The sequence below is a fragment of the Janthinobacterium sp. Mn2066 genome, assembly GCF_049319705.1.
Taxonomy (GTDB): domain Bacteria; phylum Pseudomonadota; class Gammaproteobacteria; order Burkholderiales; family Burkholderiaceae_D; genus Janthinobacterium.
This window is the reverse complement of sequence record NZ_JBMOUF010000017.1, coordinates 14,221-25,805: the sequence shown is the minus strand read 5'-3', so window position 1 is coordinate 25,805 and position 11,585 is coordinate 14,221. Positions and strand designations below refer to the sequence as shown.

Annotated in this window: 10 protein-coding genes; 6 read left to right on the top strand and 4 right to left on the bottom strand. The window is 57.1% G+C overall.

What is annotated here, in order from left to right:
- The first annotated feature begins 93 nt into the window (after positions 1 to 93).
- The 3 genes from ACL9RI_RS25610 to ACL9RI_RS25600 are packed head-to-tail and all read left to right on the top strand — an operon-like array spanning position 94 to position 4,603.
- A complete protein-coding gene (locus ACL9RI_RS25610; protein WP_422729291.1) occupies positions 94 to 1,014 on the top strand; it encodes an ABC transporter ATP-binding protein in 921 nt (306 codons plus the stop codon).
- A gap of 9 nt (positions 1,015 to 1,023) precedes the next feature.
- Positions 1,024 to 2,868 (top strand): hypothetical protein, encoded by a 1,845-nt coding sequence (locus ACL9RI_RS25605; protein WP_422729290.1) that lies wholly within the window; start codon positions 1,024 to 1,026, stop codon positions 2,866 to 2,868.
- A 1-nt stretch (position 2,869) separates the two neighbouring features.
- The gene (locus ACL9RI_RS25600; RefSeq protein WP_422729289.1) at positions 2,870 to 4,603 is read left to right on the top strand and encodes a M1 family metallopeptidase; all 1,734 of its coding nucleotides are present in this window, start codon (positions 2,870 to 2,872) and stop codon (positions 4,601 to 4,603) included.
- Positions 4,604 to 4,777: 174 nt separating this feature from the next.
- On the opposite strand, the gene ACL9RI_RS25595 is transcribed toward ACL9RI_RS25600, so the two are convergent.
- Both ACL9RI_RS25595 and ACL9RI_RS25590 read right to left on the bottom strand, forming a co-directional pair.
- Entirely contained in the window at positions 4,778 to 5,557 is a 780-nt protein-coding gene (locus ACL9RI_RS25595; protein WP_422729288.1) for an acetoin reductase, read from the bottom strand.
- A gap of 220 nt (positions 5,558 to 5,777) precedes the next feature.
- A complete protein-coding gene (locus tag ACL9RI_RS25590) occupies positions 5,778 to 6,839 on the bottom strand; it encodes a hypothetical protein (protein WP_422729287.1) in 1,062 nt (353 codons plus the stop codon).
- A 235-nt stretch (positions 6,840 to 7,074) separates the two neighbouring features.
- On the opposite strand from ACL9RI_RS25590, the gene ACL9RI_RS25585 reads away from it, so the two are divergent.
- From ACL9RI_RS25585 to ACL9RI_RS25575, 3 genes are read left to right on the top strand one after another with little or no spacing between them, the layout of a single operon-like run.
- Positions 7,075 to 7,641 (top strand): RNA polymerase sigma factor, encoded by a 567-nt coding sequence (locus ACL9RI_RS25585; protein ID WP_422729286.1) that lies wholly within the window; start codon positions 7,075 to 7,077, stop codon positions 7,639 to 7,641.
- 15 nt (positions 7,642 to 7,656) lie between these two features.
- A complete protein-coding gene (locus ACL9RI_RS25580) occupies positions 7,657 to 7,980 on the top strand; it encodes a hypothetical protein (protein ID WP_422729285.1) in 324 nt (107 codons plus the stop codon).
- A gap of 8 nt (positions 7,981 to 7,988) precedes the next feature.
- A complete protein-coding gene (locus tag ACL9RI_RS25575) occupies positions 7,989 to 9,230 on the top strand; it encodes an MFS transporter (RefSeq protein ID WP_422729284.1) in 1,242 nt (413 codons plus the stop codon).
- Between the two features lie 50 nt (positions 9,231 to 9,280).
- Here ACL9RI_RS25575 and ACL9RI_RS25570 read toward each other — a convergent pair whose 3' ends face one another.
- Together ACL9RI_RS25570 and ssb are read right to left on the bottom strand one after the other, a co-directional pair.
- Complete coding sequence (locus tag ACL9RI_RS25570; RefSeq protein WP_422729283.1) at positions 9,281 to 10,453, bottom strand: Fic family protein; 1,173 nt, start codon at positions 10,451 to 10,453, stop codon at positions 9,281 to 9,283.
- 271 nt (positions 10,454 to 10,724) lie between these two features.
- Positions 10,725 to 11,228 carry a single-stranded DNA-binding protein gene (gene ssb, locus ACL9RI_RS25565; protein WP_422729282.1) on the bottom strand — a complete coding sequence of 168 codons (504 nt, stop codon included), beginning with the start codon at positions 11,226 to 11,228 and terminating at the stop codon, positions 10,725 to 10,727.
- Positions 11,229 to 11,585 lie beyond the last annotated feature (357 nt).

Here is an 11,585-nt window from a genome sequence, read left to right as displayed (position 1 = left end):
TACCCATCCCCGGCGGGAACCGAGGGCGTTCTGCGCATGAGGCAGGCGGCCCGGATTCCATCACCCTATCTAAAGCCCAGGAGAGTGCTGCACATGCTATCGATCAAACAGCTGAATAAAACCTATGACAATGGCGTCAAGGCCATCAATAACGTCAGTCTTGAGATACCGAACGGCATGTTCGGCTTGCTGGGACCGAATGGGGCGGGCAAGTCTTCCCTAATGCGCACGATTGCGACATTGCAAGATCCCGATAGCGGCAGCATTACTTTCGATGGCGTCGACGTGCTCAAGGACAAGGAAGGCTTGCGCCGCCAGCTCGGTTATCTGCCGCAGGACTTCGGCGTGTACCCGAAAGTCAGTGCGGAAACCTTATTGAATCACTTTGCCGTGCTGAAAGGCTTGACGGAAAAAGGCCCGCGCAAGGAAGCGGTGGAAGCCTTGCTGCAGCAAACCAATCTGTGGGAAGCACGCAAGCGCAACCTGGGCACCTATTCGGGCGGCATGCGCCAGCGCTTCGGCATCGCCCAGGCGTTGCTCGGTGCGCCGCGCCTGGTGATCGTCGATGAACCGACGGCCGGCCTGGACCCGGACGAGCGCAACCGTTTCCTGAACTTGCTGGCCAAGATCGGCGAGCAGGTGGTGGTAATACTGTCGACCCATATTGTGGAAGACGTGACGGATTTATGCCCGCGCATGGCCATGATCGTCAAGGGCGAAGTGCTGGTGCAGGGCGAACCGCAGGCTGCCATCGATACCCTGCACAACAAGGTCTGGCGCCGCAGCGTTACCAGCGATGAGCTGCCGCAATACCAGGAGCGCTTTAATGTGCTGTCGACGCGCCTGGTGGGTGGCAAGCCGCAAATCAATGTGTTTGCCGACAGCCAGCCCGACAGCGGTTTCGTGTCCGTCGCGCCCGACCTGGAAGACGTGTATTTCCTGCATGTCCGCAATGCCGCCCGCCAGGGCGCTGCCGTGCCTGCCGCCGCAGTACAAGCCGCAGCAGCAGCGTAAGGGGCCGCCATGTGGAAGGAATTTTTCAAGTTTGACCTCGGCTACCAGCTGAAACAACCGCTGCTGTGGGTATTTGCCGCCATCATGGCCTTGATGGCGTTTGGCGTCACCACCAGCGATTCCGTACAGATCGGCGGCGCCATCGGCAATATCAACCGCAACGCCCCCACCGTCATCGCGCAGATCATGGGCATGTTCAGCCTGCTGGCGATGTTCCTGGTCACAGTCTTCATCGCCGGCGCCGTGCTGCGCGACAGCGAAGTGGGCATGGCCGACATGCTGTTCGCCACGCCCATGCGCAAGTGGGATTATCTGTTCGGCCGCTTCGCCGCCGGCTTTGCCGCCTGCCTGGTGATTTTTATCGCAATCGCCCTGGCCACCATGCTCGGGCCGCTCATGCCCTGGGTCGATCCGCAACGGGTCGGTGCGTTCTCGCTGCACACCTACGCCTGGAGCTTCGCCATCATGGTGATCCCCAACCTGCTGTTCATCGGTGCGCTGCTGATGCTACTGGCAGCAACCACCCGTTCGATGATGCTGGTCTACGTCGGCGTGCTGGGTTTTTTCGTGCTGTGGGCCATCGCCGGCGCCTTTACGCGCGACATCAACAATGAGTGGGTCTCGGTGCTGCTCGACCCGTTTGGCGTACGCGCCTTCGGCCGCATGACGCGCTATTTCACGTCCTCCGAAGCGAACACCATCCTGCCGCCGCTGTCCGGCTTCCTGCTGGCCAACCGCCTGCTATGGCTGGGCATTACGGCCGTGCTGTTCATCGCTACCGTGCTGCTGTTCAAGCCACAGCGCGCCGGTACCGGCAAGCGCTGGTTCGGCAAGAACAAACTCCAGGCCGCCGTCCCCGCCCTCACGGCCCCGCTGCACCTGCCGCGCACCGCGCCACGTTTTACGAGCGCGACGGGCTGGCGCCAATGGTGGCAAATCCTGCGCTTCGACGCCGTTGGCGTGTTCAGGAGCGTACCGTTCATGGTCATGCTGCTATTCGGCGTGATCAATCTGATCGCCGGCTCCAGCGTGGCCAAAAACATGTACGGCACGGCCGTCTATCCGATGACGCATCTGATGCTGCAAAATATCAGCAACAGCTTCAGTTTCATGCTGATCATCATCGTCGCCTTTTACGCGGGGGAGCTGATCTTCAAGGAAAGGCAAGTCAAGATTGCCGATGTCAGCGACGCCATGCCGGTACCCAACTGGGTGCCGCTGCTGGCCAAGTGCACGGCACTGGTCGGCGTGATCGCCGGCTACCTGCTGGTGGGCGTGATCGCCGCCATCGGCTTCCAGCTGTTCAAGGGTGGTGCGTCGGTGGAACTGGCGCTGTACCTGAAAGGCACGTTGCTGGGCGCCTTCTTCTTCGTGCTGATGGCCTTGTGCGCGCTCACCTTGCAAGTGCTATCGAACAATAAATTCATCGGCTACCTGCTGGTGATCGTACTGATGATCGTGCAAGGCGTGCTGGGCATGCTGCACTTCGAGCATAATCTGTACAACTTCGGCGCCACGCCTGCCATCAAGTACTCGGACATGAATGGCTATGGCCATTTCCTGACGGGCTGGAGCTGGTTTGCCCTGTACTGGAGCTTGTTTACCGTGGCACTGCTGATCGTCGCGCAAGCCTTCTGGGTGCGTGGCCTGTCTAGCGGCTGGCGCGCGCGCGCGCCTGGCTGGCCAGCGCCTGAAAAGCAGCGCCGGTGGCGCCCTGGCCGTGGTGGTGCTGGCCTGGATCGGTACGGGTGGCTGGATCTTCTACAACACGAATGTGCTGAACCAGTACGAGCCGTCGAACATCGCCATGGACAAGCAGGCCCGCTACGAAAAAACCTACAAATAGTACAATGACTTGCCACAACCAAAGATTACCGATATCCAGGCCGATGTCGATATTTATCCGGAACAGCGCAAGGTGCTGATCAAGGGCCATTACGTGCTGCAGAACAAGACCCAGCAGCCACTCGATACCCTGCGCATCCAGCTTAATCCCGACCTGGAAACGCATTGGCTGAACCTGCCAGCGCACAAGGTGGAACTGGACGACAAGGAGCTGGGATTCAGCATCCTCAAGCTGGCCCAGCCACTGGCCCCCGGTGCGACCTTGCCGCTGGACTTCACGGTGGCCGTGACGCATGAAGGCTTTAGCAACGATGGCGCACCGGACCAGGTCAACCTGAACGGCAGCTTCTTCAATAACCAGGCCTTTTTCCCGCATTTCGGCTATGCAAAAAGCTTCGAGCTGACCGACCGCAACGAGCGCCGCAAGCGGGGACTGGGCGAACCGCAGCGGATGGCCAAGCTGGAAGACAAATCGGCCTACGGCAATACCGTGTTTGGCGAGGAAGCGGACTGGATCAATTTCGACACCACCGTATCGACCAGCAGCGACCAGATCGCCGTGGCGCCCGGCTATCTGCAAAAAAGCTGGGAAAAGGACGGCCGCCGCTATTTCCACTACAAGATGGACCAGCCGATGATGCCTTTCTTCGCCTATCTGTCGGCGCGCTGGGAGCTCAAGAAAGGCGACTGGCATGGCGTACCGATCGAAATTTATTACGATAAAAAGCATGGCTATAACACGGAGCGCATGATCACCTCCGTGCAAAAGTCGCTCGACTATTACACCACCCAGTTCACGCCTTACCAGCACAAGCAGGTGCGCATCCTGGAGTTCCCGGGCTACCAGAGCTTCGCCCAGTCCTTCGCCAACACCATTCCGTATTCGGAAGGCATCGGCTTTATCGCCGACCTGCGCAAGAAGGATGACATCGACTACGTGTTCTACGTCACCGCGCATGAAATGGCGCACCAGTGGTGGGGCCATCAAGTCATCGGCGCCAATGTACAGGGCGCCACCATGCTGATGGAGTCGCTGGCGCAATACTCGGCCCTGATGGTGATGGAAAAGGAATACGGCCGCGAAAAAATGCGCCGCTTCCTGCGTTATGAGCTGGACCGTTACCTGAGCGGCCGTGGCGGCGAAGCCATCGAGGAATTGCCGTTGGCGCGTGTAGAAGGACAGCAATATATCCACTACAACAAGGGCAGCCTGGTGTTTTACCGCCTGCGTGACGAGATCGGCGAGGAAGCTTTGAACCGTGCCCTGAAACGCTATCTGCAAGATAAAGGTTTCCAGCAAGCACCCTTCACCACCACCCTGGAACTGCTGGGCTACATCCGCGCCGAAGCACCGCAAGACAAGCAGGCGCTGATCACGGACCTGTTCGAGAAAATCGTCTTCTACGACAACCGCGTGACGGAAGCAAAAGCAGTCAAACGGGCCGACGGCCAGTGGGATGTCACCATGAAATTGCATCTGGCCAAGCTGGAGTCCGACGGCAAGGGCAAGGAAAGCCCGCGCGTGTATGACGAGCCGGTGGAAATCGCCATCTTCTCGCGTCCACCGGGCGGCAAGGAAAAAGATGAAAAAGTCTTGTTCACCGACAAGCGCATCTTGCCAGGCAGCGATCCGGTGGTGACCATTACCGTCAAGGAAAAACCGTTCGACGTGGGCGTCGATCCTTACAACAAGCTGATCGACCGGGTGTCTAGCGATAACCGCAAGGAAGTCAGCTTTAACTAAGAACGCCTATCAAAACCTACTGCGCGTCGCGATGTGCGGCCTCCGATGCTCACTGTGCATCCGCACAGCTCCGCTTCTCAGCCACAAATCTCATCCGCTCGCTACGGTTTTGTTAGGCGTTGTAAGTGTGTGGGGCCTGAACCGCCGGTTCAGGCCCCGCTTTTTATTGCCGCATCAACGGTAGACCAGCCCGCCATCGATCAGCGGCGCCTGCCCCGTCATGTAGTCGGCATCCGGTCCGGCCAGGAAAGACACCAGGCCCGCCACGTCTTCCGGCGTCTCGGCGCGTCCCAGCGCGATGCCATCCACATACTTTTTATACGTGGCGCCCAGCGCAGCGCCCGTCACCTCGGCCATGCGCTTGTCGATCTCGACCCACATATCGGTGCCGACGACACCGGGGCAATACGCATTGACGGTAATGCCGTCGGCCGCCAGCTCTTTCGCTGCCGCCTGCGTCAGCGCGCGCACGGCAAACTTGGTGGATGAATACACGCCCAGCAAGGCAAAGCCTTCATGCCCGGCAATCGAACAGGCATTGATGATCTTGCCTTTCTGCTGGCGCGCCTTGAAGGTTTTGGCAGCGGCCTGGATACCCCACAAAGTGCCTTGCACATTGATGCGCATGATGCGGTCGACCTCGGCGGGCGTGACTTCCAGCAAGGGCGCGACCTGCGCGATGCCGGCGTTATTGACGATGATATCGAACCCGTTCAATTGCTTCTCGGCAAACGCCACCGCTTCTGTCACCTGATCGAGCTGCGACACATCAGCAACAAAGGTGACGGCCTTGCGGCCCAGCGCGCGCACTTCGGCGGCGGCAAGGTCCAGCTTTTCTTGATGGAGATCCACCAGCGCGATATCGGCGCCATCCCTGGCCAGACGCAAGGCAATCGCCTTGCCGATACCTTGCGCGGCGCCCGTGACCAGCGCGACTTTTCCTGTGATACTCATCAGCTTTCCTCTCGAAATAGCGAGTCTGCAACATGCAGGCCCAGTTCCGTTCCTATGAAAAACCTTTTCCCTGATGCTGAAAAGAGCACACGAAACAGGAATTGAGAAAAAAGAGCTTTACATCAAGAGATCTGCAAAAAACGAGTCTGATGCTATGCAACATCAGCGCGGGCAAACGAGCCATCAAGCTCCGGCTTGCGCCCGCCATGGAGAACAGGATTTACTTGGCCCAGTGAATCGCACCACGCAATGATGTTGGGGCGCCATCACATATTTGCTCGAAGCGCAGATCGATGGATGTCAATGCGCCCAATACATAGCTCACCTGATCGACAACAAACCAGCCCTTCAGCGTATTGCATCCTTGTCCGTTGCCAACCCAGCTCATACCGCCCTTCACCGCATTATGGAAGGGATAGCGCTGCAAATCTGCGTAATAGCCAGGCTGGAGTTGCGATAGTGAATTCATGCCAACGAAGTCTCCCCTCAATCCGGCAAAACCACCTACGGCGATACTCAAGGCGGCAGTACGCGTTACATCGACTTCTATGCTGGTACTGGCGGATGTCTGCAACTCGGGGCGGCCGCCATTGCTGTTGACCAGATACACATAATTACCCCATGGCGGTACGAAGGATGCATCAGGTTTCCACAGCGTTGCAGGAATCGCTTGTGGGCCGGCGGTGGATGCTACATCATCGGCCTTGGTCCAGTGGATCTGGCCGCGCAAGGGCGCGGGATTTCCGTCGCAATACTGTTCAAAGCGTAAATCGAGTGCGTTCATGACACCGTCGGCAACAGTAATCTTGTCGATGATTAGCCAGCCCGTCAGTTGATTACAGCCACGGCCTTCGCCGGACCAATCCAGCCCGCCCACAGCCGTATCGGTGAATGGCGTCCGGCTCAGACTTGAAAAATATCCAGTCTGCAACTGCGTAGCTGCGCTTGGCAACAAAAAGCTGCCATCCCAATTCTGGTCGCCAGCCACTCTCAGGGAAATACCCAAGCCATTGCTGCTCAACTTGAACGCCGTATTGCTGTTGGTATACAGATAGCTGGCACCGCGGCCGATATAATCGCCAGCAGAACTTTGCAGATAGACATAATTCCCTTGGGCTGGCGTTACGCCATTCGGCGCCGACCACATCCCTGCCGGGATAGGATATTTGAGCGCCGGTGCGGGCGGCGCCACGACGACAGGCGGCGATTCTGCAGCAGTATTACCACCACCGCCACATGCAGCGAGCAATAGGAATGGAACGAGTACGGCGAACTTGCGCATCAAGCTTGAATAGTTCATATAAGTAATAATTATTAAATTGCAACAATTATAATTAATATCTTATTAATTGTCCAATAACAAATCCCTTATTTTTGCTGGAAACAGCTGATCGGCGACCGCTTCTTTGATTGCCCCGTTTTTTGGCGCGCATCACCATGCCTGCGCCGACAACACTGGCCAAAAATATCGTCACGGCGCGCCACAATATTTGCGATTCTGAAACGTCTTCAATGACATGAACCCGCCCAAGCCCCCTTCCCCCAGCGCAGCGCACGAACAGCACATCGCCGACACCGTCGAACGCGAACAGCTGAAACTGGGCAATTTCATCCGGCGCCGCGTACGCGATCCCACCGATGCCGATGACATCCTGCAAGATGTGTTCCAGGAATTCATCGAGGCATGCCGGCTGCCGGCGCCGATCGAACAGGCCAGCGCCTGGCTGTTCCGGGTGGCGCGCAACCGCATCATCGACCGCTTCCGCAAGAAGAAGGAAACCTCGCTGGACGATTTCGACGACGGCGACGACGACGAGGCTTACCGCCTCGACTTGCTGTTGCCTTCGGGCGACGCCGGCCCGGAAGCGGCGTATGCCCGGAGCATGCTGTTGCAGGCATTGCACAGCGCCCTGGAAGCCTTGCCAGCCAATCAGCGCGAAGTGTTTATCGCGCATGAGCTGGAAGGCATCAGCTTCAAGGACATGGCGGCACACAGTGGTGTGCCGGTGAATACCTTACTGGCGCGCAAGCGCTACGCGGTCCTGTCTCTGCGCACGCAGCTACAGGATTTTTACAACGACTAACGATGGAGGAATATCATGCATTTGAAAACAAAGATGAAAACAAGAAAGCTGGCCAAACTGGGCCTGCTATTGGCCGGCGCGGCCATCCTGGGCGGCGTGGTCATGCTGCTGTGGAACTGGGTCATGCCCGGCCTGGTAACAGGCGTGGCGACCATCGATTACTGGCGCGCGCTGGGCTTGCTGGTGCTGAGCCGTATCCTGTTTGGCGGTTTCCGCGGCCGTGGCCACCGGCACGATCATGGCCAATGGCAGCGCTGGCAAAAAATGACGCCGGAAGAGCGCGAACAAGTCCTGCAACAGTGCGCGCAGCGTGGCCATCCGGCACAACCTAACATCTGAAGCAATCCATGAATTCCACCCTCCAGGAAACACCAGGGACATTCTCCCCTTACCAGAAAATCGTCGTCACGATACTGGCCTTCTTGCAGTTTGCCGTCATCGTCGACTTCATGCTGATGTCGCCGCTGGGCGCGATGATCATTCCCGAACTCAAGATCGATACCGCGCAATTCGGCCTGGTGGTCTCGGCCTACGCCTTTAGCGCCGGTATCGCCGGTTTGCTGACGGCCGGCCTGGCCGACCGCTACGACCGCAAGAAACTGCTGCTGTTTTTCTATACCGGCTTTTTGCTCGGCACCCTGTGGTGCGGCCTGGCCAGCAGCTATGAAATGCTGTTGCTGGCACGTATCGTCACCGGCCTGTTTGGCGGCGTGATCGGCTCCATCGTGCTGGCCATTTCCACCGACCTGTTTCCCCCTCACATGCGGGGCCGGGTCATGGGCCTGATCCAGACGGCGTTCGCCGCCAGCCAGGTGCTGGGCATCCCCATCGGCCTGTACCTGGCCAACCGCTGGGACTGGCATATGCCCTTTTTGGCCATGGCCGGCTTCGGTCTGGTCGGCGGCTTGCTGATGCTGCGAAAAATGCAGCCAGTCAACGCCCACCTGGCGCTGCCGCAAGAACACAGCCCGTGGATGCACCTGTACCACACCGTTACCGAGCGCCGCTACCTGCTGGCGTTTGCCATCACGGCCGTGCTGACCACGGGCGGCTTCATGCTGATGCCATTTAGCAGCGCCTACATCGTTAACAACCTGGGCATCGACATGCATCAATTGCCCACCGTCTACCTGGTGACGGGCGTGTGCACCATCTTTTTCGGCCCCCTGATCGGCAAGGCAGCCGACGCCTACGGCAAGTTCCGCGTGTTTATCTTTGGCACCGTGGTATCGATCGTGATGGTACTGGTCTACACCCGCTTGACTGCCGTCAGCCTGCCAGCATTGATCTTCATCAACGCGTTGATGTTCGTCGGCATCTTTTCACGCATGATCCCGTATCAAGCCCTGGTGTCGTCCGTACCGGCCGCCAACCAGCGCGGCTCCTTCAACGCCATCAGCGCATCGATCCAGCAACTGGCCGGCGGCGTCGCCTCCGTCATCGCCGGCCACATCGTCACCTTCGGCGCCGATGGCAAGCTTCAACATTTCGACACCATCGGCGACGTGATGGTCGGCACGGCAATATTGGCGCTGGGCTTGCTGTGGTTATTGCAGCGCAGTATCGCCAGCGTGGCGGTGGCGAAGTAATAGTGTATGGCTTGGTTACGACCCACGCCTCTACCTCAAGCGTAAATTCATCAAATCAGAGGCTGGTTAACCTCGGGGTAGAGTGCAGGGAACAATACGTTGAGCGCATCAAGCGGTAAGCCCATTCGAACCGGGCCGACACGATGATCAGACAATAACAAGCCATCCTCCAGTAATTTGGCGATAAGCGTACGTGCAGTACGCTCGCCAAGCCCGGTCATTTGAGAAAAATCACCGCGCGTCACCGGTCCCAATGCAAAAACATGCATTAAAGGCAGAATCGCTTCAGTGCGATAATCCTTGTTATTTAGACTACGCATAATGATCAATGCTTCAATCCGCTTGCGTACGCCATCCAGATCGAGCATCTTTGACATATAGCTCACTTGATCCTGACAGATCGACAAAAAATAGAGGATCCAGGTCGAAAAACCTTGTTGGCTTAAGTTGCCTCGTCCATCATAGTCGCCCTCACGCATCCTGTCTGCTGCGTTCAATGCCTCATAGTACTTTGAAGTGTCACGTGCGAAACCACGACTAGGGGACCATAAGCCTTCCGATAGCTTCCATAGAGCGCAGTGGGACTGTAATCGTAGCGCGCGACCGTTCCCATCCAAAAAGGGATGAACCCAGGCACCTCGATGATGTGCACATGCCGCGATAATCAAGGTCTGCGTTTCCCCGCGGATCGGCTCATACTGTTGGTTCATCCGGCTCAAGAATCGCGGTATCGACTCGGCAGTGGGAGCAACGTGCTCACCCACCTTGACTTCTTTATTTCTTAACTGACCAGGCATGATCTCCAGGCCGTCATCAGACAATCTATCTTCTGGCGCCAGGCGTTGATACATTTCACGATGCGCGCCAATCAGAAATCCAGACGATAACGGAGAATGATCACCCAGCGCTTGCTCTAAAGCTTGCTCAGCACCAATGTGCGCAAGCGCAATCCGCTGCAATCTCGCCTCATCAGGCCGATGAGAAAAATGACGCTTGAGCGCGTCCGCAATATTGAGAGGGTGAGTACTCTGGCCTTCTATCCGGTTGCTATAGTACGAGTTCATTTGTCGTACAAGTTCACGGATGACCGAGCGCGTAGTCGCGTGCGCTTTTTCAGTCAATCTTGTAGAATCGATGACAATTTTCTCAGCAATCGGATAGAGTTCTGTCCATAGACGATCACTCGGCAGGGTAGGTTCAAATTGATGGATTTCGCTATACATTTGCCGATCTCCTTGCCGATCTATATTTTTTACAAGTATCTGATTGTACAAGTAAATCTACTCAAATTTGATTAAGTTAACCATTTATTTTGCCGATTGATTTGCCGATTGATTTTCCGGTTGCTTTACACCACTTGTGCCATGCAGCCGGGGCTGCACCTCCTCATTGACATGTCAACAGCATGTTGCTGTGATACCAGCAGCAAAGTGCAAATAAAAAACCCGTTCCTCTCTCGAAGAACGGGTTTTCATTAACGCAATTTTATTCGAATCAGAACGGAATATCGTCATCCATATCGGAAAAGTTCGGCGCTGGCTTCGGTGCCGGGCGTGGGGCAGGTGCCGGCGCTGGACGGGGGGCTGGTGCCTGGCGTGGGGCCGGGGCGTCGTAGCCGCCACCGCCGTAGCTATCGTCGCCGCCGCTGTCGCCGCCCATGCCGGAACGGCCGCCCAGCATTTGCATCTGTTCAGCGATGATGTCGGTGGCGTATTTCTCGACGCCGTCCTTGTCCGTGTATTTACGGGTTTGCAAACGGCCTTCGACGTAGACGGAGGAACCTTTTTTCAGGTATTGGCCGACGATTTCAGCCAGGCGGCCGAAGAACGAGATACGGTGCCACTCTGTCAATTCTTTTTGCTCGCCCGTGTTGCGGTCCTTCGATTTGTACGAAGTGGCCACGGCGATGTTGGCGATCGCGTCGCCGCTCGGCATGTAGCGGATTTCCGGGTCACGGCCCAGATTGCCGACGATGATGACTTTGTTGACTGATGCCATGAATAACTCCTGATGAACTGCAGCGGAAGTCGGTGTTCCCGCGCGTTAGTTTAGTTTACTAAACGAGGATTATAAGCGACCAGGTACAAAAAACGTACGTTCCCGGCGCGCCATCTGGCACGCGGCAGCCTGTTTTTTTTTCACAGCTGGGGAAAACAAGAAACTTGAATACTGGTATTATATACAGTGTTTACACGTCTGCACGCATCCATATCAATCTTTGTCAGGGCGTACGGCAGGGCTGGCGAAATTCCCCTGTGGCGACCCCAGGCATGCAGATCAAAACCCGGCTATAGTAACAGGTTGACCCGTTGTGGCCCGTCATCTGCCATCTTCCGCAACGCGCTGGCCGCACCA

Bases quoted from the DNA above. Each gene is read 5' to 3' on its own strand.
- ACL9RI_RS25610 (WP_422729291.1), top strand. From the start codon at position 94: ATGCTATCGATCAAACAGCTGAATAAAACCTATGACAATGGCGTCAAG.
- ACL9RI_RS25605 (WP_422729290.1), top strand. From the start codon at position 1,024: ATGTGGAAGGAATTTTTCAAGTTTGACCTCGGCTACCAGCTGAAACAA.
- ACL9RI_RS25595 (WP_422729288.1), bottom strand. From the start codon at position 5,557: ATGAGTATCACAGGAAAAGTCGCGCTGGTCACGGGCGCCGCGCAAGGT.
- ACL9RI_RS25590 (WP_422729287.1), bottom strand. From the start codon at position 6,839: ATGCGCAAGTTCGCCGTACTCGTTCCATTCCTATTGCTCGCTGCATGT.
- ACL9RI_RS25585 (WP_422729286.1), top strand. From the start codon at position 7,075: ATGAACCCGCCCAAGCCCCCTTCCCCCAGCGCAGCGCACGAACAGCAC.
- ACL9RI_RS25580 (WP_422729285.1), top strand. From the start codon at position 7,657: ATGCATTTGAAAACAAAGATGAAAACAAGAAAGCTGGCCAAACTGGGC.
- ACL9RI_RS25575 (WP_422729284.1), top strand. From the start codon at position 7,989: ATGAATTCCACCCTCCAGGAAACACCAGGGACATTCTCCCCTTACCAG.
- ACL9RI_RS25570 (WP_422729283.1), bottom strand. From the start codon at position 10,453: ATGTATAGCGAAATCCATCAATTTGAACCTACCCTGCCGAGTGATCGT.
- ssb (WP_422729282.1), bottom strand. From the start codon at position 11,228: ATGGCATCAGTCAACAAAGTCATCATCGTCGGCAATCTGGGCCGTGAC.